The 22216-nt window shown below is 63.4% G+C and carries 23 protein-coding genes; 7 read left to right on the forward strand and 16 right to left on the reverse strand.

Annotated features, from left to right (window positions below; all coding sequences use genetic code 11):
• Positions 1 to 28: 28 nt before the first annotated feature.
• The 4 genes from ARCT_RS0119305 to fdhD all read right to left on the reverse strand — a co-directional run bounded on the left by ARCT_RS0119305 (position 29) and on the right by fdhD (position 3793).
• Complete coding sequence (locus ARCT_RS0119305) at positions 29 to 1285, reverse strand: molybdopterin-binding protein (RefSeq protein ID WP_027241548.1); 1257 nt, start codon at positions 1283 to 1285, stop codon at positions 29 to 31.
• A gap of 27 nt (positions 1286 to 1312) precedes the next feature.
• Positions 1313 to 1804, reverse strand: coding sequence for a molybdopterin-guanine dinucleotide biosynthesis protein B (gene mobB / locus ARCT_RS0119310; protein ID WP_027241549.1), 492 nt, complete (start codon positions 1802 to 1804; stop codon positions 1313 to 1315).
• The gene (gene mobA, locus ARCT_RS0119315; RefSeq protein WP_027241550.1) at positions 1801 to 2436 is read right to left on the reverse strand and encodes a molybdenum cofactor guanylyltransferase MobA; all 636 of its coding nucleotides are present in this window, start codon (positions 2434 to 2436) and stop codon (positions 1801 to 1803) included. Before mobA ends, mobB begins: the two co-directional genes overlap by 4 nt.
• 463 nt (positions 2437 to 2899) lie before the next feature.
• On the reverse strand, positions 2900 to 3793 hold the full coding sequence (fdhD, locus tag ARCT_RS0119325) for a formate dehydrogenase accessory sulfurtransferase FdhD (protein ID WP_027241552.1): 894 nt from the start codon (positions 3791 to 3793) through the stop codon (positions 2900 to 2902).
• Positions 3794 to 3848: 55 nt separating this feature from the next.
• On the opposite strand from fdhD, the gene ARCT_RS0119330 reads away from it, so the two are divergent.
• On the forward strand, positions 3849 to 4589 hold the full coding sequence (locus tag ARCT_RS0119330) for an AzlC family ABC transporter permease (protein WP_027241553.1): 741 nt from the start codon (positions 3849 to 3851) through the stop codon (positions 4587 to 4589).
• A complete protein-coding gene (locus ARCT_RS0119335; RefSeq protein ID WP_027241554.1) occupies positions 4586 to 4915 on the forward strand; it encodes an AzlD domain-containing protein in 330 nt (109 codons plus the stop codon). Before ARCT_RS0119330 ends, ARCT_RS0119335 begins: the two co-directional genes overlap by 4 nt.
• 254 nt (positions 4916 to 5169) lie before the next feature.
• Here ARCT_RS0119335 and ARCT_RS0119340 read toward each other — a convergent pair whose 3' ends face one another.
• From ARCT_RS0119340 to ARCT_RS0119360, 5 genes are all read right to left on the reverse strand, one after another.
• Positions 5170 to 5841 (reverse strand): hypothetical protein, encoded by a 672-nt coding sequence (locus ARCT_RS0119340; RefSeq protein WP_154665404.1) that lies wholly within the window; start codon positions 5839 to 5841, stop codon positions 5170 to 5172.
• A 9-nt stretch (positions 5842 to 5850) separates the two neighbouring features.
• Positions 5851 to 5985: an aa3-type cytochrome c oxidase subunit IV gene (locus tag ARCT_RS0119345; protein ID WP_027241556.1), complete on the reverse strand. Its 135-nt coding sequence runs from the start codon at positions 5983 to 5985 to the stop codon at positions 5851 to 5853.
• A 188-nt stretch (positions 5986 to 6173) separates the two neighbouring features.
• Positions 6174 to 6623, reverse strand: a complete 450-nt coding sequence (locus tag ARCT_RS0119350) for a DUF6173 family protein (protein ID WP_027241557.1) — start codon at positions 6621 to 6623, stop codon at positions 6174 to 6176.
• Positions 6624 to 6659: 36 nt separating this feature from the next.
• Positions 6660 to 7706: an MBL fold metallo-hydrolase gene (locus ARCT_RS0119355; protein ID WP_027241558.1), complete on the reverse strand. Its 1047-nt coding sequence runs from the start codon at positions 7704 to 7706 to the stop codon at positions 6660 to 6662.
• A 2-nt stretch (positions 7707 to 7708) separates the two neighbouring features.
• On the reverse strand, positions 7709 to 9412 hold the full coding sequence (locus tag ARCT_RS0119360; protein WP_027241559.1) for an acyl-CoA dehydrogenase: 1704 nt from the start codon (positions 9410 to 9412) through the stop codon (positions 7709 to 7711).
• 154 nt (positions 9413 to 9566) lie between these two features.
• Between ARCT_RS0119360 and ARCT_RS0119365 the strand changes: the two genes are divergently transcribed.
• Complete coding sequence (locus ARCT_RS0119365) at positions 9567 to 10562, forward strand: L-threonylcarbamoyladenylate synthase (protein ID WP_027241560.1); 996 nt, start codon at positions 9567 to 9569, stop codon at positions 10560 to 10562.
• Between the two features lie 94 nt (positions 10563 to 10656).
• Here ARCT_RS0119365 and ARCT_RS0119370 read toward each other — a convergent pair whose 3' ends face one another.
• Positions 10657 to 11214 (reverse strand): YqgE/AlgH family protein, encoded by a 558-nt coding sequence (locus tag ARCT_RS0119370; protein ID WP_027241561.1) that lies wholly within the window; start codon positions 11212 to 11214, stop codon positions 10657 to 10659.
• 284 nt (positions 11215 to 11498) lie between these two features.
• Here ARCT_RS0119370 and ARCT_RS0119375 point away from each other — a divergent pair, with 284 nt between their 5' ends.
• Both ARCT_RS0119375 and ARCT_RS0119380 read left to right on the forward strand, forming a co-directional pair.
• Complete coding sequence (locus ARCT_RS0119375; protein ID WP_051360889.1) at positions 11499 to 12317, forward strand: protein-disulfide reductase DsbD domain-containing protein; 819 nt, start codon at positions 11499 to 11501, stop codon at positions 12315 to 12317.
• 29 nt (positions 12318 to 12346) lie between these two features.
• A complete protein-coding gene (locus ARCT_RS0119380) occupies positions 12347 to 12781 on the forward strand; it encodes an NUDIX hydrolase (protein ID WP_027241563.1) in 435 nt (144 codons plus the stop codon).
• 58 nt (positions 12782 to 12839) lie between these two features.
• Here the strand turns inward: ARCT_RS0119380 and ARCT_RS0119385 are convergent, their stop codons facing one another.
• The 6 genes from ARCT_RS0119385 to ARCT_RS0119410 form a co-directional block, all read right to left on the reverse strand.
• The gene (locus ARCT_RS0119385; RefSeq protein ID WP_027241564.1) at positions 12840 to 16244 is read right to left on the reverse strand and encodes an efflux RND transporter permease subunit; all 3405 of its coding nucleotides are present in this window, start codon (positions 16242 to 16244) and stop codon (positions 12840 to 12842) included.
• A gap of 3 nt (positions 16245 to 16247) precedes the next feature.
• Positions 16248 to 17732 carry an efflux RND transporter periplasmic adaptor subunit gene (locus ARCT_RS0119390; protein ID WP_027241565.1) on the reverse strand — a complete coding sequence of 495 codons (1485 nt, stop codon included), beginning with the start codon at positions 17730 to 17732 and terminating at the stop codon, positions 16248 to 16250.
• A gap of 173 nt (positions 17733 to 17905) precedes the next feature.
• On the reverse strand, positions 17906 to 18448 hold the full coding sequence (moaB, locus tag ARCT_RS0119395) for a molybdenum cofactor biosynthesis protein B (protein WP_027241566.1): 543 nt from the start codon (positions 18446 to 18448) through the stop codon (positions 17906 to 17908).
• Between the two features lie 8 nt (positions 18449 to 18456).
• Complete coding sequence (locus ARCT_RS0119400; protein WP_027241567.1) at positions 18457 to 19080, reverse strand: LysE family translocator; 624 nt, start codon at positions 19078 to 19080, stop codon at positions 18457 to 18459.
• A gap of 10 nt (positions 19081 to 19090) precedes the next feature.
• A complete protein-coding gene (locus ARCT_RS0119405) occupies positions 19091 to 19690 on the reverse strand; it encodes a metallophosphoesterase family protein (RefSeq protein WP_027241568.1) in 600 nt (199 codons plus the stop codon).
• 12 nt (positions 19691 to 19702) lie between these two features.
• A complete protein-coding gene (locus ARCT_RS0119410; protein WP_027241569.1) occupies positions 19703 to 20503 on the reverse strand; it encodes a uracil-DNA glycosylase in 801 nt (266 codons plus the stop codon).
• Positions 20504 to 20688: 185 nt separating this feature from the next.
• Between ARCT_RS0119410 and ARCT_RS0119415 the strand changes: the two genes are divergently transcribed.
• The gene (locus ARCT_RS0119415; RefSeq protein ID WP_036785178.1) at positions 20689 to 21675 is read left to right on the forward strand and encodes an aspartate carbamoyltransferase catalytic subunit; all 987 of its coding nucleotides are present in this window, start codon (positions 20689 to 20691) and stop codon (positions 21673 to 21675) included.
• Positions 21676 to 21688: 13 nt separating this feature from the next.
• On the forward strand, positions 21689 to 22216 hold the full coding sequence (locus ARCT_RS0119420) for a hypothetical protein (RefSeq protein WP_322786438.1): 528 nt from the start codon (positions 21689 to 21691) through the stop codon (positions 22214 to 22216).

A 22216-nucleotide genomic window follows, 5' to 3' on the forward strand; every position in this document is an offset into this window, starting at 1 on the left:
GTCTGGCGGCGCCGCGGGCGGGCGGGGTTTACAGATTAAAGGCGCTATAGGGGATGTAGCGGACCAGCTCCCCTGGCTGGATCTCCGCCCCGCCATCGGCCAACTCAACCAGGCCTTCGGCCCAACTGAGGCCGGAAATGCGCCCGGAGCCTTCGGATTTGAACACTTCGACCTGACCCTCCCGGATGCGGGCGCGCAGATATTCGCGCCGCCCCGGTTTTTTGTGCTTGGCAAAAGCGGCGGGCAGATCAAAGCCCTGCGGCTGGAGCCAGTTGGCGCCAGCCATTTGCCCCATGGCGGGGCGGGCAAAGATCAGCGTACAGACCAGGGCCGCCACCGGGTTGCCGGGCAGGCCAAAGATGGGGACCCCCTGCCACATCGCCAGCGCCAGCGGGCGCCCCGGCTTCAGCGCGATGCGCCATTCCTGCAGGGCACCGCTGTCGCGCAACAGTGCCGAGACGTGATCCTCGTCCCCCGCCGATGCGCCACCGCTGGTGAGAATCACATCCACCTGCGCCGCAGCCCTATCCAGCCGGGCGCGCAGGGCCTCTGGGTCGTCGGCCACACGGCCAAGATCCACCGCCACGAATCCCATCTGTTGCAACAGCGCCAGCAGCATTGGCCGGTTGGCATCATAGATCTGTCCGGGCGCGGCCTCCTCGCCAACGTCGCAGAGCTCATCCCCCGTTGACAGCACCCCGACCCGCAGGGGCAGATAGGCCTGGACCCGGGAAATGCCAGCGGCGGCGGCAAGCGCCAGATCCGCCGGGGTCAGCACCCGTCCGGCTGGCAAGATCACCATGCCCGCAGTCACATCCTCGCCCGCCTTGCGCGTATTGGCGCCGCGTTTCAGCGGGCCGTGGAAGGCGATCTCCGCCCTGCCCAGTGTCACGTCTTCCTCCAGGATCACCGTATCAACCCCATCGGGCAGCGCCGCGCCGGTGAGGATGCGAATGGCCTGCCCCGCAGGCACCGAGCCCTCATAGGCCAGCCCGGCGGCGGCCCGCCCCGGCATCAAGGGCAACACATGGGTGCCTTCAGAAATGGCCCCGGCAAAACCATAGCCATCCACCGCCGTATTGGGCAGCGCCGGATTTGAGCGTTTGGCAATGACATCGCAGGCCAGGATGCGGCCTGAGGCCTCGGTCAGGGGCAGCTCTGTACTGGCGACAACCCTCTGAAGACGCGTACGAAGCAGCGCCAGGGCCTCGTCTACCGGGGTCCAATTGACGCCTGCGGGCAGGGAAAAACAATCGTTGCGCAGCGGGGGGGGCTTCAGGGTCATCGGGATTTCGCCTTCACAAAAGAGCAGCTAGAGCATCAGGTCTGCGGCGATAAAATCCGCAATGGCTGTGGTGTCATCCAGATCAAAGACCGGCTGTTCGCAGTCCAGCGGCACGTCGCTGGCCAGGGCGCGAACGCTGGTATCCTGGGGCGCGATCAGGGGCTGACCGGCGGCGGCGCGGTGGGCCTCGATCTTGGGGTGGGATTCGCGTTTATAGCCCTCGACCAGCACCAGATCCACCGGCGACAGCCGCGCCAGCAGCGCGGCCAGCGGCGGTTCTTCGGCGCCACGCAGCTCTTGCATGATGGCAATGCGGTGGGTCGAGGCAAGGATCACCTCGGCGGCACCGGCCATGCGGTGGCGGTGGCTGTCGGTGCCCGGCTGGTCCACATCGGTGCTGTGATGGGCATGTTTGAGGGTGGAAACCGTCAGGCCGCGATCGGTGAACTCGGAGACCAGGCGCTCCATCAGCCCGGTTTTACCGCAGTTCTTCCAGCCGGTGATACCATAGAGTTTCATCGCATCAGCTCCTGTGCCCGGGTGAGGTCCGCAGGCGTGTTGACGTTGAAAAAGGGATCAAAGGGGGTGGCCTCAAACAGCGCCTCACGGCCGCCGTGCTGATCGGTCCAGAGCACCACCTTGCGCAGCCCATCCTTGAGCGCCGCGCGCAGATCATCGCGCAGGGCAACCGGCCAGAGGCCAAAGGTCGGGTGGCGATTGACCTTGCTGCGGCCCCCCGATTTCAGCTCTTCGCCGGTGCGCGGCGTTGTCGCCAGCACCAGCGGATGCTCCTGGCCCTTTGACGCCGCCACCAGTCGCGCCACCAGATCCGTCGGGAAAAACGGCGTGTCGGCGGCGGCGGTGACAATGGCATCAGCCCCCTGCCCGGCGGCCCAGTCGAGCCCGGCGAGAACCCCCGCGAGGGGGCCGGCAAAGCCATCAATACTGTCTGCCACCACCGGTAGCCCCAGATCAGCAAAGCGCGCCGCATCACCGTTGGCGTTCAGCGCCAATGCCGCGACCTGTGGCTCCAGCCGGTCGCGGACCCGCGCCAGCAGGCTTTGGCCACCGATCTGCAACAAGCCTTTGTCGCCGCCGCCCATCCGGGTGGCGAGACCACCGGCAAGGATTACTCCGAGGGGGTTCGTCATTTATTGATCTCCTATGACGTCGTACGGACGCGACAACAGAAAAGAGAGTACAAAACAGCTCGACAAAAACAGGAAGCCTTCCAATCCAAAGACGACAAAGACCATGCTAAAGAAGGCTGCGTAGATGCAAAGAAACACCAAACGGCATCGCCGCACATTGCGTTGCAGCAAAGAGCTGCCCCCATTGATCCCCCCGAAGATCACGCGGCGCGAGACGGATCCGTCAAGAAAAGAGACCCCAAGCTGTTGGGCGACCGGTCTCCAACACAGAAACAAGGCCAAGAAAGAAAGTACTACCAGCAGGGGCAATCCGCCAAAGTAGAGGGAGGCGAGGTTGCTCACAGCTCAGCCCCCCAGCGCCCAGCCCGGCGGGGAGGGTGCAAAGCGCCCACCCCGTGGGGGGCGGGTTGGGCGCAGCCCGGCTGCGCCGGGCTAGAAAACTGGAGAGACATTTCCAACCAGTTCACGCCGCACCCTTCCTTTTGTGTTTCTTGGCCTCAACCGGCGCATCGCGCGGGTCCATGTCGCGCTCTAGCCGCGCGTCGCCGGACAGGCAGACAAACCGCTGGCCCTTCATGCGGCCAATCAGGGTCAGGCCGACCTGCTGGGCGATCTCGACGCCCCAGGCGGTAAAACCCGAGCGCGAGGCCAGGACGGGTATGCCCATCATCGCGGTCTTGATCACCATCTCAGAGGTCATCCGACCCGTGGTATAGAGGATCTTATCCGATGCCTCGACGCCTTCCGACAGCATCCAGCCGGCGATCTTGTCCACCGCATTATGCCGCCCCACATCCTCCATATAGACCAGCGGGCGATCCTGCTGGCACAGCACCGTGCCATGGATCGCGCCGGCCTCAAGATAGAGCGAGGGTGTGCGGTTGATCTTATGGGCCAGCGCATAAAGCCAGGAGGTTTTGACCGGGCTGGCAGGCAGCTGCACACCCTCCAGCCCCTCCATCATATCGCCAAAAACGGTGCCCACGGCGCAGCCAGAGGTGCGGGTCTTTTTCTGCAGCTTTTCCTCGTAGTTGGTCTCGCGGGCGGTGCGCACCACCACAACCTCCAGCTCTTCGTCATAGTCGACGCGCAGGATCTCCTCGCTCTCGGACAACATGCCCTGATTGCGCAGGAACCCCAGTGCCAGATACTCCGGGTAGTCGCCAATGGTCATGGCGGTGACAATTTCCTGCCGGTTCAGATAGATCGTCAGCGGGCGTTCCTCAACCACAGACAGGGCCACGGCCCTGCCGTGTTCGTCATGGCCGGTAACGCCCCGGGTGAGTCCCGCGCGGCCCGGATCGGGCGCAATCAGATACTCAGACAGGATCTCAGTGAGGTCAGGTGATTTTACCAATTGCAGAGCCCTTTGAAGCTGCCTACCAAGTTATCAGTGAACTTAGGACGCGCGTATGGCAATCACCACCACGAAATCCCTGTTTTGGAAAGGACTGCGCGACAGCCTGCCCTTTCTGCTTGTGGCCAGTCCTTTTGGCCTGTTGTTTGGGGTTCTGGCTGCCGAAGCGGGACTAAATGTCCTTGAGGCCCTGGCCTTTTCGCTCGCCGTTTTTGCCGGCGCCGCCCAGTTCACCGCCCTGCAACTGCTGCAGGAGAACACGCCGCTGCTGATCGTTCTGATTTCGGCCCTGGCGGTGAATCTGCGGATGGGAATGTATTCCGCGTCGCTGACCCCCTACCTTGGCGATGCGCCAATGTGGCAACGCGCCTGTGCGGCCTATATGACCGTGGATCAATCCTACGCCCTGTCGATTGTCAAATTTGAGACCGAACCAGAGATGACCACGCCGCAGCGGATGGCCTATTTCTTTGGCACCACCTCGGTGATTGCCCCCAGCTGGATGATCGCCACGGTCATTGGCGCCCTGGTGGGGGCGCAGATCCCGGCAAGCTGGGGCCTGGATTTTGTGCTGCCGCTGGCCTTTCTGGCGATGATCGGTCCGATGCTGCGCACCCCTGCGCATATGGTCGCCTGCTTTGTCGCCATTGTCACTGCGCTGCCTGCAACGCTGATGCCGCATAACCTCGGGCTGATTGTGGCCGGGCTGGCAGGCATGATGGCGGGCGCACAAACCGAACTCTGGCTCGAACGCAAGGCCGCCCGCCACAGCGCCAGTCAGGAGGCCGCATCATGAACGGATTTGACACTCTCAGCCTTTGGATTGTGATTACCGGCATGGCGGTCGGCAGCTTTGCCCTGCGTTTTGCCTTTATCGGCTTTATGGGCGGGCGTCCGATGCCCGCCTGGCTGCTGCGTCACCTGCGCTATACGGCGGTGGCAATCCTGCCGGCGCTGGTCACTCCGCTGGTGGCCTGGCCCTCGCCCACCGGCGGCGCGGTCAGCCTGCCCCATCTGGCGGTGGCGGTGCTGACGTTTGTGGCGGGATATCTCACCCGCAATGTGCTCTGGGCGCTGCTCTGCGGTGTCGCTGGGTTCTTGCTGCTGTTTCTGCTCGGCTGAGGCAGATCCCGGCCAGAAGCCGTTCAAGATCTGCCGAGATGCCATGACCGCCCCCAGCCGCTGCACCTGCTGCACCTCCCGTGCAACGGATCAGCCAAGGCCACATTCTGTGCTGGCTGTGCTGGTCTGGCTATACTAGTCTGGCTGATCTAGTCTGGCGCGACAAGAGGCGCCTTCGCCTGAGGTTTTCGCTGCGGAGCAAAGACATCAGGCAACAGCCGAGCCGGTTTCCCCCGCCTCAGCCGCTGTTGCCCTTATTCGCTCTGCCTGCTCTCGTAGCTCAGGATCACATTGCCCTCTGCCAGCGCTTTTTGCAGATCGGCATCGTCATCTTCATAGTATTTGGTGGTGACAACACCGGGAAGAGCAGCAAACTGCTCCGACAGTTTCACCGGGTAAAAGGTGGTTTTCAGCCCCTCAAGCCCTGGGATCTGGCGCAGGATGGAGGAGGTGGAATTGGCGCAATAGGCCCCCGGCACCCGGCCATTGGTAACCGCCAGCTCATAGGCTCGCTGCGCCTGTGCAGGCGTGACCTCAAGACGCTGCACCACCACATGGTGGGTGCTGCGGGCATGGGCACCGCGATAGGCCAGAGCAACCGCCGGGGTGATGCCAAACAAGACATCATTCACTTCCGGAACCACATCCGCATAGAAGGATCCGGCGGGATCAAAGATCACCCGCTCAGAAGCGTTGATCATCAAGGAGGTATGACCACCGGAACCCGTCCGGTTGTTCACCATGGTAAACAGCGTCAGCGCAGGCGGGCCGTTGTGTACATAGGACGCAGCCGCCAGCGTTGCCGCATCGGCATTGGGCTTTTTCTGGGCCTCACAGCCCGCCAATGCAATACAGCCCGCAAAAAGAGCCGTACCCAAGACGATACGGCCCGGCGCCAGGCGATCAAACGCTTTCGCAAATATCATTTGCAAGGATCAGATTGCAAATACGGCAAGAAACAGCGCCAGCAACACCAGGAAGATGGCGAAACGCGTGATGAAGGTGATGAAGCCTGCATAGGTTTCTTCTTGGACTTTGGCGTCCATGGTACCGTGTTTATGTTCAGCCATGACGGGTCTTTCTATTCGCGTATGTTTTTTTGCTGGATACTGGATTTCAAATTGCCTGTCACCACGTCATTGCCGCGCAGGGGGGCAAAAACCTGAACCTGCGACCTATCCGTCGCGTCTTTGGCCAAATCCGCGGCTGTTCTGCCCGCCGCAGCCCCCGGGCGCGGCTCACCGCCGAATCGCAGCCTCTAGGTCTCCAGGTCGCTGGCCAGACGAAAGCCGATGCGATTGGCCGGGACTTCCTCGCGGGGTTTGGGCAGGGCCCGCAGCATCACGTTCATCTGGCTCACATGCTGCACCAGCTGAGTTTTGGCGCCGCCGCCATCGGTGCCGTAAAAGGTCACGATGTCAGGGTCGTAATAGCCCATGCCCTCGATCCGCAGCACGCCAGCGTCGCCACCGACAAAGCCCATTGCCACCTCATGTTCGCCGTCCAACTGCTGCTCGAAGTTCTGAATATAGAGGATCAGCCGCTCATAGGCCCAACGCGCCTGGCTTTTGGCCGCGTCGGTCTTTTGCAGTGTTTTTGGCACCTGGGTGAGGCCATTCTTGGCCTCAGGATCGGCATGTATCTCGTGGACGCAGGGCATTGCCGCCGCCTCGACAGCCTCGGCGCTGGTTGAAATCTTGTTGTCCATGGCCATTCACTCCCCTGCCGGGGATCCCCCGGGCGCTTAATCCTTGCTCTGGTACAGCCAGGCCTCGTTGTCGCCTTTGACGCGGCTGACGCGGCCTGTGCGGTACAGATGATTGACATGGGCCACGGCCTCAACCAGTGCAAGCCCATACTCGCCCTCGCCAATCTTACGCTTGAACAGCGGCGAAAAACAATCTGCCGCCGTTTTGGGCGTTTCCAGATGGGCCATCAGCCGGTCCAGCGCGCCGTGATGGTTGTCAATCAGCTGCCGCATGCGCAGCGGCAAGCGGGTAAAGGGCAGCTTATGCCCGCCCAGTGCCAGATGATCGGCCCGCGCCAGCGGCGCCAGCCGCTCGCAGGCCTCCAGCCATTCGCCCAAGGGGTCGGCCATGGGTTCGGTGGCATAGACGCCGATATTGGGGCTGATCGAGGCCAGGATCTGATCGCCGGTGATCACCAGATTGTCATCGCGGCTCCAGAAGGTGGCGTGCTCGGGCGCGTGGCCATTGCCCATATGCACATCCCAGTCACGCCCCCCCATGCGAAAGACATCGCCCTGCTGCACCCGGGTAAAGCCCAGCGGCATCGGATAGACCATATCGGAGAAATTGAAGGGCCGGTCGGCAATGCGTTTGTCATAGATCTCCGCCTCCATCCCGGCCGAACGGTAATAGGCCAGGGTCTCGGCGGGCCAGGTTTCCTGTACATCCAGCGTCAGCATCCGGGCAAAAAGCCAGGCGGTGCGGCTGGTGACCAGCTCGGCGCCATATTCAGACTGGAACCAGCCCGCCAGACCAATGTGATCGGGGTGATGATGGGTGCCCACCACCCGGCTGATCGGTTTACCCTTCAGGGGGCCTGCCATCAGGCTTTCCCAGATTTCGCGGCTTTTGCCGGTGTTGAACCCGGTGTCCACCACCGTCCAGCTGTCGCCCTCGTCCAGGGCGTAGACATTGACGTGATCCAGCTTCATCGGCAGCGGCTGGCGCATCCACAGGACCCCTTCGGCGACCTCAATCGCCTCGCCCAGCGCGGGCGGTTCGGTCCAGGGGGTGCGCGGGCCTACTTCGGGGACACTTGCCATGTTCAGCCTGCCAATTCTTCAAGAGTGAGCGCCATGGTGCCGGCGGCACCTTCCTGCACATGGGTCAACAGACCCGAATGTTCCGGCAGCATGCGTTTGATGTAGAACCGCGCCAGTTTTTCACGCGGGCCGCCCTTGTCGGCAATGGCTGCCGTGAGGTGGTAATGGCCGCCCAGGACACGGGCAAAGGCGCGCAGGTAGGGCACCGCCCCGGCAAAACGGTCCTGCAGGTCGTCCTGCTCCACCAGCCATTCGGTGGTTTCGCGCAGGGATTCGCAGGCCTGCCAGACGGCCTCTCCCATATTGGGGTGGGTGGCCCGGGCGCCCTCGGCCTGGGCTTCGATCTCGTCGATGATACGATGCGCCATATCACCGCCATCCATCATCTTGCGCGCCACCAGATCCATCGCCTGGATGCCATTGGTGCCCTCGTAGATCGAGGTCACCCGCACATCGCGCAGAAACTGAGCCGCGCCGCTTTCCTCGATAAAGCCCATGCCCCCATGTACCTGGATGCCCAGATCCGCCACCCGAATGCCGGTCTCGGTGCCAAAGGCCTTGGAGATTGGGGTCAGAAAGGCGGCCCGCGCCTTCCAGTCCGCAGCGCCGGTTGCGGTCTGCATATCGGTGGCATGGGCGCAGGCCAGCAGGATGGCACGCGCAGCATAGATATCAGCCTTCATCTCCATCAGCATGCGGCGCACATCGGCGTGATCCGCAATAAAGCCCGAGGCCGTCCTGCCCTGTTTGCGCTCCAGCGCGTAAGACAGCGCCTGCTGATAGGCACCTTCGCCAGCGCCGACACCCTGGCCGCCAACGCCCAGACGGGCATTGTTCATCATGGTGAACATCGCCGCCATGCCCCCATGTTCGGAGCCAACCAGCCAGCCCTTGGCGCCGTCAAACTGCATCACGCAGGTCGGGCTGCCATGCAGGCCCATCTTATGCTCCAGGCTGACCACACCCAGGCTGTTGGCCGCGCCCAGCGTACCATCCTCATTGGGCAGGAATTTGGGCACCAGAAACAGCGAGATCCCCTTGGTGCCAGGCACCCCGTCCGGCAAGCGCGCCAGCACCAGATGGCAAACATTTTCGGCAAAATCATTGTCGCCCCAAGAGATAAAGATCTTCTGGCCGGTCACCGCATAGGATCCATCGCCATTGGCTTCGGCCCGAGAGCTGAGCGCGCCGACGTCAGAGCCCGCCTGCGGTTCCGTCAGGTTCATGGTGCCGGTCCAGGCCCCCGAGATCAGCTTGGGCAGATAGATCTGTTTCAGCGCGTCGCTGGCATGATGCTCCAGCGCCTCGATCTGGCCCTGGCTCATCAGCGGCGCCAGTTGCAGCGACAGGCAGGCCCCCGACATCATCTCGTTCACTGCGGCCGTCAGGGTCATGGGCAGCCCCATGCCACCATGCTCTGGTGCCGCACTCATGCCAATCCAGCCGCCCTCGGCAATGGCCTTGAACCCCGCGCCAAAGCCGGGCGAGGTCCGCACCACGCCGTTTGCCAGTGCCGCCGGTTGCAGATCGCCGCCCCGTTGCAGCGGTGCCATGACCTCATCACACAGCTTGCCCGCCTCGGTCAGGATCGCAGTCACCAGATCACTGCTTGCCTCGTTGAACCGGTCTGTCTGGGCGATCTGCTCAAAGCCAATCACGGTGTTCAGCAGGAATTCATATTCGGAGACGGGGGCACGGAAGGTCATGGGCATCCTCTTGTCGGCCTTGGGGATAATCGCGGGCGCAGGCTTGGCATTGCTCAAACCGCCCGGTATGTCTGTTGCGCTGTCTGTCAGTTTAGCTGATCGATTACCTAACCTTCGTCCCCTTGCAATCAACCAAAACGCCGCGTCACCGAAAATGCCTCAAGATACCGCCCAAAATGCAACGCTGGTGCTGGATGCCTCCCCCAGCGGGATCGCCCGCGCGGCGCAGCTGTTGCGGCAGGGCAAACTGGTCTCTTTTCCAACCGAGACAGTCTATGGCCTCGGCGCCGATGCCCGGCGCGGCGATGCGGTGGCGGCGATCTATGCCGCCAAGGGCCGCCCCAGCTTCAACCCGCTGATTGCCCATGTGGCCTCTGTTGAGGCTGCAAAACGTCACGTCATCTGGAGCCCCCAGGCCGAGACCCTGGCCCGCGCCTTCTGGCCCGGACCGCTGACACTGGTGCTGCCGCTGGCGCCCGGACATGGCATTTCCGAGCTGGTGACCTCCGGGCTCGACACCCTGGCGGTGCGGATGCCGGCCCATCCCACGGCGCAAAAGCTGCTGGCGGCGCTGGACGGCCCGGTGGCGGCGCCCTCGGCCAACCCCTCGGGGCGGATCAGCCCCACAACCGCAGAGCATGTCATGGCTGGTCTTGCCGGGCGCATTGCCGCCGTGGTTGCGGATGGCGCCTGCGATGTTGGTGTGGAATCCACCATTGTCGGCCTTGCAGGGGGGGCTCCCATGCTGCTGCGCCCCGGTGGCCTGGCGGCCGAGGAGATCGAAGCAGTCCTGCGCCAGCCCCTGGCCCAGCGCGATATCCACGATCCCCTGACAGCGCCCGGCCAGCTTTTGTCCCACTACGCGCCACAAGAGCGCGTGCGGCTCAATGCGACCTCTCCCCGCGCGGGCGAATGTTACCTGGGATTTGGCCACTACCGCGGCGCCCGCGCCTGCGACCTCTCCCTGTCCGAGAGCGGCGATCTGGCCGAAGCCGCCGCCAATCTCTTTGGCCATCTGCATCATTTGGATGCGCAGGGTCTGCCCATTGCCGTGGCGCCAATCCCCGACACCGGTCTGGGGGTGGCCATCAACGACCGGCTGCAGCGCGCAGCAGCCCCGCGCGACGCGGCTGCTGCACCGCAGGGTTAAAGACCACAAAGTCAAAACCGGCGCAGAATTGGCCCCGTTCAGTTGGTCCCGTTCAATTAGCCCAGTTCAGTTGGCCCTCTTCTGTTGGTCCCGTTCAGGCGGTCCCGGCACTGGCCGAGAGCGTCAGCGGATCAATCCCCAAGGAGCCCAGCGCCGCCTCCCACTTGTCGCTATCCGCGGTATCAAAGATCAGCGCATCCGTGCTCTCGGTGGTGAGCCAGCCATTGGCAATGATCTCCGCCTCCAGCTGCCCCGGCCCCCAGCCTGCATAGCCCAGCATGATCAAAAACTTCTGAGGTCCACTGCCCTGGGCAATATCCTCCAGGATATCCAGCGTTGCGGTCATGCCATAGCCCGGCGGCACCGACAGGGAATTGATGCTGGATTCATACTCCGGTGAATGCAGCACAAAGCCGCGCTGAACCTCCATTGGCCCGCCAAAGCGGATCGCCTCTTTGCCCTTGTCGGCGACAACCACCGGGATCTCCAGCTGATCAAGCAGATTGCTCAGCTGCACCTCCGGAGCGACCTTGTTGATGATCAGCCCCATGGCCCCGTCCTCGGTATGCGAGCACAGAAAAATGACCGAATGCTCAAACCGAGGATCGCCAATGCCCGGCATGGCAATCAGTAGTTTCCCGGTGAAATCCATATCCTGCCCTTTCCCTTGACCGCTGCATCACCCCGTCCAGCATGGCGCCCCCTTGTCCGAGGTGCAAGGGGCTCCGGGTGAAAGGCACTCTGGGCGATCCGGTCACAACAGCGCAGTTCACCATTTAACCAGATCGTGACTTGGCAATTGCCCTGCAAGAGGCCATTTGTATTCCCATGAGCGAATATTGCCCCTGCCCCAAGCACAGAGCTGCACATAGTCCTGCACACAGATCTGCCCGCGCCTCTGCCCCCGCCGCTTCGGCGCCGCGCCTGCGCCGCCTGATGGCTGCGGCGGCCATGGCAGCTCTGGCCACGGCTACAACATCCTTTGTGGCCCAGGCTGACAGCGCCCCGCCCCTCACCATGGATGACCTGGTTCAGGTAGAGATCCTCGACGGCGGTGTCTCCCCTGACGGCCGGTACATCGGGGCCCTGCGCCTGACCCTTCGTGACGGCTGGAAGACCTATTGGCGCGCCCCCGGCGAGGCCGGTATCCCCCCCAGTTTCACCTGGCGCGGCTCGCGCAATGTGGGCAAGATGTCGATGACCTGGCCCACCCCCGAGGTTTTCTCGACCTCTGGCTATCAGACCATCGGCTATCACCACCAACTGGTGCTGCCGATTGAGATAACCCCCGAAAAACCCGGCCGCCCGGTGCGGCTCAAAGGGCGGATGGAGCTGGGCGTCTGCAAGGATGTCTGTGTGCCCTCTGAATTGTCGTTTGACCATCAGCTTGATTCTGCCGCGCCGCGCAACCCGGCCATTGTCGCCGCCATCGCCAGCCGCCCCTTCTCGGCCCGCGAAGCCGGGGTCTCTGCCAGCACCTGCCGTCTGAAGCCAACCAAATACGGTATCGAAGTTGAAGCCCGGATCACCATGCCCAGCGCCGGCGGCACCGAGGTCGCGGTGATCGAGGCAGGCTCGCCGCATCTTTTTGCCGGCACCACCACCACCCGACGCAGCGGCGCCACCCTGGTGGCCACCTCTGAACTGATGCCAACCCGCGCGGGCACCCTGGCAGCGGTGGACCGGTCGCAATTGCGGATCACGGTTCTGGGGCAGAAGCATGCGGTGGATATCTCCGGCTGCACCGCTGGGTGACCGCCGGAGAGCAGCGAGATGACAGCAGAATGTCCGTGATTCAGCCCCCCCGCCCCGTTCTTGGGGCCATCGCCGTTGTCTATCACCTGGGACAGGTCATTCTGATCCAACGCAAAACCCCGCCCAATGCCGGCTGGTGGGGCTTTCCCGGCGGACATGTGGAGCTGGGCGAAACCGCCATGCAGGCGGCGCAGCGCGAGCTGTTTGAGGAAACCGGCGTCATTGCCCGGCCGCTGGAATACCTGACCAATATCGACGTCTTACTGCGTGATGCGGTGGGTGCGGTGCAAAAGCAATATCTGCTAACAGCCGTTCTGTGCGCCTATGAAAGCGGCATACCGGCTGCCGATGATGATGCGCTGCAGGCCTGCTGGATACCTGTTGATGAGATCGAGCACCGGGGGTTGGAGCTGATTGATCAGGTCGCAGAGGTGGCCCGTCTGGCGCGCCAAAGACTGGTCTAGGCCAGCCCAAGGCAGTCTAGCTAAGCCAGTCTAGCTGGGGCAGTCTAGCTGGGGCAGTCTAGGCTGCCCGGTGACGCCGCAGCCCATAGACCAGCGCCGAGACCAGATAGGCCAGCAGCGACACCCCGGCGATGCCGCCCAGCGCCAGCAGCAGCCCCGCCCGCACCGGCTCAAACCCGGCCAGCCCCGGCAGCAGCGTGCGCAAGGCCGGGTGCAAAGCCCCGGTTGCCATCGCCCAGCCCAGACTGACGCCCAGCCAGCCCAGCTGCGCCACTCCGGTGCCCAGAACCAGCCAGCGCAGTGGCGTTGTTGCCCCGCCGCGCAGCGCCCGGCGCAGAGCCGTCACAGGCCGCGCCATATCCCGTTGGATCGCCACCAGAGCCGGGACCACCAAAAGCACCAGCACCATGCCAAAACCCAGGCCATAGACCAGGGTGATCACCGTTGGCTTCAGGAACTGCGCCTGTTGCGAGCTTTCATACATCAAAGGCGCCAGCCCCAGCACCGTGGTCAGGGTGGTCAGCATCACCGGTCGCAGCCGGTCCGCCGCCCCGTCGATGATCGAGGGCACCAGGCCACGGGTCTCGGCATATTCGTCGATGGTGGTCACCAGCACGATGGAATCATTGATGATAATCCCTGTCATCCCCAACAGGCCAACCACCGTGAACATGCTCAGCGGCACCTCCCACAGATAGTGGCCCCAGATGGTCCCCACCAATCCAAAGGGAATGATCGCCATCACCACCAGGGGCCGGGTCCAGCTGGCAAAGATCCAGGCCAGCACCAGATAGATCCCGGCAAGACACAGGATCAGCCCGGTGCGGGCATCATTGAGGAACTTGTCTTCCTGCTCGCTCAACCCGCTGAGACGCCATTCCACCTGACGGCGGCTGGCGATATCGGGCAGGATTTCTTCCTCCAGCGCCTTGCCGATATCGGCGGCACGGGTCGGGTCATCCTCTGAGATATCGCCGGTGACGCTGATCAGGCGAATGCCGTTTTCGCGCCGCACGGTGGAAAATCCAGTGCGCTGGCTCACCGAGACTATATCAGAGAGCGGCACATAGATACCGCCGGGGCTGCGCATCAGGGTGCGCTCCAGGAAATCCGCCGACAGCTCATTGCGGGGCAGTTCGACCCGGATTTCAGCACTGCGCGGCCCATCCGGATAGGTGGCCGCCTCGATCCCGTTCAGCCGCGCCCGCAGGGCCCGCCCCAGGGTGTCGATGGTAAAGTTCAGCGCCTGCCCCTGAGGCGTCAGCTCCAGCACCACTTCCTCTTTGTCATAGGCGAGATTGTCTTCCACCGCCGAGACCTCAGGGTAGCGCAGCAGCGCGGTTTTCAGATCTTCTGAGGCCGCTTTGAGCACCTGAACATCGGCGCCATAAAACTGCACATCCAGCGCGTCACCACCGGGACCAGAGCGCCAGCTGCGGAAGCTGACGGCCTCGACCAGCGGGTGGTTTTGCACCTCCTCCTGCAGTTCGGCCACAAAGGCAAAACTGGAATACTCAGGCCGCAGATCCGCGTCGATCAGCTCGATCGAGATCCCCCCCAAAAGATCGGTGTCCTTGGCATCCACCCCGGACATGCCGCGCCCGGCATTGCCGCCAACCTCGGAGATGACAAAATCCACCGGGTTGCGCCCGCCATAGCGGCTGGCAAAGGCAGCTCCGGTGGCGGCGGTGGCGCGTTGCATCTCCTGCATCATCGCCAGGGTATCAGCCCGGGTGGCGCCCTCTGCCATGGCAAAATTGCCAGTCACCGAGCCGCGCTCGGGCGCATTGAAGAACCGCCATTTGACATCGCCGCCGATAAACAGCGCCATCTGGCTGGCCAGAATGGTCAGGGCACCAGCCAGGACCACGTAGCGCGCCTGCACCACCAGCGCCATAATCGGGCGAAACAGGGTGTCGCGCATCCAGCGAAAGCCGCGATTGACGAAGCGATTGGGCCAGTCATACCAGTGGTCCTTTTGCGCATGGATCAGCGCATGGGCCATATGGTTGGGCAGGATCAAAAAGCACTCCAGCAAAGAGGCCGCCAAGACCGCAATCACTGTAAAGGGAATATCGCGGATCAAATCACCAAAGCGCCCGCCGATGGCGGTCAGCCCAAAGAAGGCGATGATGGTGGTCAGGGTGGCGGCAAAGACCGGCATCGCCATGCGGCGCGCGGCGTTCTCGGCGGCCTGCATCGGGGTTTCATTCAGGCGGCGCACCCGGAAATCGGCGTGTTCGCCCACCACGATGGCATCATCCACCACGATCCCCAGGGTAATGATCAGGCCAAACAGGCTGATCATATTGATGGTAATCCCGGCGGCATACATCAGCGCCACAGCGGCAAACATCGCGGCCGGAATGCCCGCCGCCACCCAGAATGCAATGCGGGTGTTGAGAAACAGGAACAGCAGCGCCATGACCAGCCCCAGCCCCATCAGCCCATTGTCGATCAGGATATCAAGCCGGTCAGAGATCGCAGCGGCACGGGTGCGGATCAGCTCGGCACTGACGCCCTGGGGCAGGGTGGTTTGCAGCGCATCGACCACCTGCTGTACCTGCGCCTGAATGGCAATGGCATTGCCCATACCCGAGCGGTCCACCCGGATCGACATGGCCGGGTTGTCGCCGACAAAATAGGAGCGGTTGCGATCCACGCCTTCGCGGCTGACCTGCGCCAGATCGCCAATGGTCAAAACCGAACCATCTGGCTCTGTCCGCAACACAATCCCTTCGATCTCTTCCGGGCTGCGCTTTTCCCGCCCGGTGCGCACCCGGGTATTGGCCCCGGTCACATCGCCTGCGGGATCGGCATCGACCTCGGCGGCGATGGCATCGGCAATTTCGCGCATCGAGATGTCATGGGTGATCAGACTGTAGGAGGGCACCTCGACCAGGGTCTGCGGCGCGGCAAAGCCGCGAATGGTGGTGCGGGTGACGCCAACTTCGAACAGGCGTACAATCAATTCATCGGCAAACAGCCCCAGCTGATCTGGCGCCAGCGGCCCCGAGATCACCACATCCGTCACCCGGTCACGCCAGGCGCCGCGCCGCACCGTCGGATCGTCGGCCTCTTCCGGCAGGGTGGTGATGGCATCCACCGCCGATTGCACATCATCCGCCGCCAGCGCCATGTCCCAGCCGGGTTCAAAATCCAGCACGATCGAGGCAACGCCTTCGCGCGAGGAGGCGGCGCTTTCCTCAACCCCGTCCACCGCCAGCAACACCGGCTCCAGCACCTGCACGATGGCACCATCGACATCTTCCGGCCCGGCGCCCTCCCAGGTGACACCGACCGTGACGCTTTCGACAATGACATCCGGAAAGAACTGCGCCCGCATCTTTGGGATTGCCGCGGTGCCAAGCAGCAAGAGCACCAGCAACAGCAGGTTTGCCGCCGTCCGGTGGCGGGTGAAATAGCTCAGCAAACCGCCGGCAGGACGCGAGAGATCACGCATGGATTATCCCCCCATCCGGGCTTCGATCCGATTGACCAGCTTGGCTGGCACCTGCGTCTTGGCCAGGGCCGCCAGCAGGCCTTCCTTGGCCGCATCCGGCAGGCGCAGGCCGCCTTCGATGGCGGCAACCAGCCGGGCGCGGCGCTCTGCTGACAATTCGATCAGCTCGGCCTCGGTGACTGGCAGATCGACCTGGATTGCGGACTGCGCCGCCCCTGCGTCCTGATGCAAGGGGCGCACACGGATCCCCGCCCCCAAAAGCGGCGTGCGGCCGGTGACCACCTGACGTCCCTCCAGGCCCGCGCCGCGGATCAGCACATCGTCGCCTTGTCGGCGCAGCAGCTCAACCGGCAGGGATTGCAACCGGTCCTCTGGCCCCAGCACCAGCACCGTGCCATCTGACCCCAGCGCCGAAGCAGGCACCCGCGCCACCGCCGCAAGCGGCGGCTCGCTGACCTTTACGGTTACAAAATCGCCCGGTTTGAACCCCGGTGTCACATCCAGGCTGGCATAAAGCAATCGCCCGGTTTGCCCGTCGCCCACCGCGCCGCTGGCGCGTGACAGCCGCCCCGTTGCCTCAAGCCCGGCGCCCGCCGCATCCAGCGTCACCCGCACCGGGGCTGCATTCAGTCGGCCATCCGCGCCCAGCAACCGGGCATATTGCAGGGTCGAAACCCGGAACGCCGCCTCCAGTTGATCGGCATCGACCAGTTCGGCCAGTTTTTCATTGGCCGAGACCAGACGTCCTTCGACTAGGGTAACCGCTTGCAGGGTGCCATCAAATCCGGCGCGCAGGGTGGTATCGGCGAGGTCGCGCCGCGCCCTGTCCAGGGCAATCTGACTGCGGGCCACCCGGGTGGCCGCCTTGTCGACACGGGCCTCGGCCTGGCTCACGGCCTGGCGACGCGAAATCACCGCCTGGCGCGCCTGCACGGCGGTGAGCTCAGCCGCCTCCACCGCGGCGGTGGTGCCAACACCGCGCTCTTGCAGTTCCAATTGACGCTGATGCGCACGGGCCCGCAGCTGCGCCTGATCCTGTGTCGCCTCCAGCTCATCATTGGCAAGGATCAGATCACGGGTGGCATCGCGCTCTTCAGCACGGGCGTCCAGCATATCGGCCTCTGCCTCTTCCAGGGCCGCCTGCACATCCGAAGGGTCGATCTGGATCAGGATCTCGCCCGCCTGGACCACGCCGCCTTCTTCAAAGCGGTCGGACAAATGGATGATCCGGCCCCCCTGGGCGCTGCGCAGCTCCAGCGTCCGGCGGCTTTCAATCCGGCCAAAGGCGATGAGCTCGGGCGTGACCTCCTGCAGCTTGGCGGTGACAAGGTTCACCGCAAAAACACGTTCGCGCACCGGTGGCTTGCGCGGTTCGGCGTTGAGCCGCGTCTGCACCGCCCCCACCACCATCTGCACCGCATAGAGCATCAGCGCAGCCGCTACCGCAGCCAGAAACAAACCTGTCAAACTATGCCGCAAAAAGCGCATGCCCTATTCCCTTTGGTGGCCAACGATCGCCAGCGCCACCCTATCAAATATGTTTCTTTGCCGGGCAGGCCGCCGCCCTGAGAGCCTCCTCTGTGAGTCTCCCCCTGCGGCACCTTACTGGCGGTTATCCCTGAATATAGGGCGCGTCTTAACTGAATACACGCACAGAGGCGTCACTTCCGTCGCTGGGTTTCAGTCAAACGTGGCATTATTTCCACAAAATTGCAGGGGCGGTGACGGTAATCCAGCTGCAACGCCAGAATTTCGTCCCAGCCATCCTTGCAGGCGCCGGGGCTGCCGGGCAGCGCAAACAGGTAGGTGCCGCCTGCAACCCCTCCCGTAGCACGGGATTGCACCGCCGAGGTGCCGATCTTTTTCATCGACACGATGGTAAAGACGGTGCCAAAGGCCTCGATCTCTTTTTCATAGACATCGCGGTGCGCCTCAACCGTGACATCGCGCCCTGTCAGCCCGGTGCCGCCGGTGGAAATCACCACATCCACCGCAGGGTCTGCCACCCAGGTGCGCAGTTGACCGGCGATCTCGCCCCGTTCATCCGGCATGATCTGACGATCCGCCAGGATATGCCCTGCCGCCTGCAACCGGTCGACCAGCACCTGGCCCGAGCGGTCCTCAGCCAGGCTGCGACTGTCCGAGACGGTAAGGATGGCGATGCGAACCGGGATAAACTCCTTGGTTTCGTCGATACGTGACATAGCAGACCTCATGTCTTTTGCAAAAGCGCGAGCCTGAGTGCCAGCCCCGCAAATATTCCCGCCGAGATGCGGCCCAACCACAGGCCCGCCCGCGACGTTGGGGCCAGCAAGCGCCCGGCGGCGCTGCCAAAGACACCAACCAGCCCATTGATGACAAAGCCCCCCAGCGCCAGAACCAAGCCGTAGATCAGGAATTGTCCCAGCACCGACCCGGCCTCGGGCACCACAAACTGTGGCACAAAGGCCAACACAAAAAGGATCACCTTGGGATTGGTCAGATTGACCCAAAACCCGGCGCGAAAGGCACGCGAGGGCGGCACCGGCGGCTGACCGGCCTGCGCCGTGGCTGGCGCTTTCAACGCGCCCCAGGCAAGATACAGCAGATAGGCGACGCCAAGCCAGCGGATCACATCAAACAGCCCCGGCATTGTATTCACAACCGCACCAAGCCCCAGCCCGGCCAGCGCCACATGCACCATACCGCCGGTAGAGATCCCCGCACTGGCCGCCAGCGCCGATCCGCGCCCCGATCGCAGCCCCTGCCCCAGACAGAACATCATATCCGCTCCGGGTGTGAGGTTCAGCGCCAGCGCCGCCGGCACAAAGGTCAAAAGAGTGATGGGATCAATCATGGTGTATCAATCATGGTGTGACGTCAAAAAAGCTGGGCTCTGGCCCCAGGTTGGCGGTCAGCGTTGCGCCGATTTGGCCGCGAAATCCCCAACTGTCGTGAATATGACCAAACAGGGCCAGCTGCGGCTGCAGCCGCTCCACCGCCCGCCGGATTGCAGTAGAACCCACCGACATCCCCAGCGATGTCTCATCCCCCTGCCCCTTGGGCGGGGAATGACAGATCAGGATATCGGCCTGGCCGCAGCCCGCCAGCAGCGCCTCTGCTTCAGCCTCTGACAGATTATAAGACCACGCGCCAAAGGGCGGCGCGGGGATACCACCGCCAAGGCCAAAGAAATGCAGCCCGCCAAGCTCCATCCCCTCACCGTGCAGCACATGCATCCCCGGCAGGGCGGCGGCGCGCAGCTCGGCCGCGCTTTCGGCATTGCCCGCCACGGTGATCACCGGAGTTGAGATATCGGCCAGCAGCGCCATGGCCTGATCCAGACCTTTGCGCTGGTTGCAGAAATCCCCGGCACCAATCACCAGATCCGCCTGCGCGCTGGCCGCAACCAGCGCCGCCGCATGCGCGCCCGAAAGATGCAGGTCGGAAAAGGCCAATATTTTCATCCGCAAAGATCCCTAGTTTGGCGCGCCCAACCGCGCCTTCAATTCCAGCAAATCGGCCCAGGCCGCGCGCTTGTGCTCGGGCTGGCGCAACAGATAGGCCGGGTGGAACATCGGCAGCACCGGCTTGCCCCAGGCCTCGGCCCAGTGGCCGCGCAGCCGCGAAATGCCCCGTTTGCCCAGTACCGCCTGACAGCTGATATTGCCCATCAGCACCAGAATATCCGGCTGCGCCAATTCCACATGGCGCGCAAGGAAGGGCAGCATCATGTCAATTTCTTCCGCGCTGGGGTCGCGGTTTTGTTGTGGCCGCCAGGGCAGCACATTTGTGATATAGACGTTTTTGGCGCGATCCAGATCAATCGCCGCCAGCATCCGGTCCAGCAATTGCCCGGCCGGGCCAACAAAGGGTTTGCCCTGCTGATCTTCCTCGCGTCCAGGGGCTTCGCCGATCACCATCACCCGCGCGCCCGGCTGACCATCGCCAAAGACCAGATTGCGCGCGCCCATTTTAAGCTCGCAATGGCGAAACGCCGCCATGGCCGCCCGCAGCGAGGGCAGCTCCGGCGCCGCAGCGGCCGCTTTGCGGGCCTCGGCCACCGGATCGACGGCTTTGGGCTTGGGGGCGACGGGCGGCGGCATACCGGGCTTTTGACCAGAAGCCTGATCCGCCTGTTGCCCCTGACGTGCCCTGGGCGCAGGCGCGGCCAGCTCATAGCGGTTGACCGGCTCTTCACACAGGGCTTCGGTGGCGCCAAGCTCCACCTGCCACTCCAACAGCGCTTTTGCGCTCCAATAATCTATTGCCGATTCCATGGCCCAAGCTACCCCGCCAAGCGGGTGAGCGGAACACCCCTAATGCAGGCAGGTGCAGCCGCAGTGACGCAGCCGGACCTGCGGTGATTTGGCCGGGGGCAGCCACTATCAAATCCGCCTATCGACCTTGCCCCAAAAGGCCTTGCTGCCTATAAGGTGCGACAAACAGAGCGGAGCCTGCCCAGATGTCTTCCCCCACCTCTCCCCCCCTCTCTCCTACCGGTTTTGGCCACCGCCATCTTTTGGGGATCGAGCCGCTCAAACCACATGAGATCACCGCAATTCTGGATCTCGCCGACAGCTATGTCGATCTGAACCGCCGCCCCGAGAAACACTCGGACGCCCTTGCCGGTCTCACCCAGATCAACATGTTCTTTGAAAACTCCACCCGCACCCAGGCGAGTTTTGAGATTGCCGGCAAACGTCTGGGCGCGGATGTGATGAATATGGCGATGCAGGCCTCCTCAATCAAAAAGGGCGAGACCCTGATTGATACCGCGATGACGCTGAACGCCATGCACCCCGATCTGCTGGTGGTGCGCCATCCCCATTCCGGCGCGGTGGACCTGCTGGCGCAAAAGGTCAACTGCGCGGTGCTGAACGCCGGCGACGGACGCCACGAACACCCAACTCAGGCGCTGCTGGATGCGCTGACGATACGGCGCGCCAAGGGCCGCCTGCACCGGCTCAATATCGCCATCTGCGGCGATGTCGCCCATAGCCGTGTGGCGCGCTCAAACCTGATCCTGCTGGGCAAGATGGAAAACCGCATCCGCCTGATTGGCCCGCCGACCCTGGTTCCCAGTCAGTTCGCTGAATTTGGCGCCGAGATTTATGACGACATGCACGAAGGCCTGAAAGACGTCGATGTGGTGATGATGCTGCGCTTGCAGAAAGAACGCATGGACGGCGGCTTTATCCCGTCAGAGCGGGAATATTATCACCGCTACGGGCTGGACGCCGACAAGCTGGCGCGGGCCAAACCCGATGCCATCGTCATGCATCCCGGTCCGATGAACCGTGGCGTGGAAATCGACGGCACCCTGGCGGATGACATCAACCGGTCGGTGATTCAGGAACAGGTGGAAATGGGGGTCGCCGTGCGGATGGCCGCGATGGATCTGTTGGCGCAAAACCTGCGTAAAAGCCGCAGCCAACCGGCGGCAGGCTGATCCCGTGCAAGGCGTGATCGAAATTCCAGCCGAAGAGCGCGGCGTGATCCGGGTCTTTGATCTGGACATGGCCGCCGAACAGGCCCGGTTCCTGCGCGAACCCGGGGCTCTGGCCCAGGTGCTGGGGATTGATGAGATCGACCTGGACCATGTTGAGATCTTTCCGGTCTCGGACCTCGAAGAGCTGGGGCTGGTGGGCTATCTCACCCAGGGCTGCGGCATTGCCGAGACTGCGATCACCCCGGACCGGGACCGGCTCGCTGCGGTGCAGGGCCATGTGCTGCTGCTGCGCTCGCGCGCCTTTGGTGGTGCCGCCCGCCGCCTGACACCCTCCAGCCAGATCCGCTATATTGCCAGCTACGGTGAGCGGCCCATAAACTGGAGCGCCACCTCCCAGCCCCCCCCCGAGAGCAGCAAGCTCTATACTGGTGGCAAGGTCGCGCCGCGTGACGCCCGCAACGCCGCCCGGCGCATTGGCGCTGCTCTCTTTGCCGGGGTGATGATCCTTATTGCCCTCACCCTGTATCTATTGGTGTTCTGA

The sequence above is a fragment of the Pseudophaeobacter arcticus DSM 23566 genome (genome assembly GCF_000473205.1).
In the GTDB taxonomy this organism is placed as follows: domain Bacteria; phylum Pseudomonadota; class Alphaproteobacteria; order Rhodobacterales; family Rhodobacteraceae; genus Pseudophaeobacter; species Pseudophaeobacter arcticus.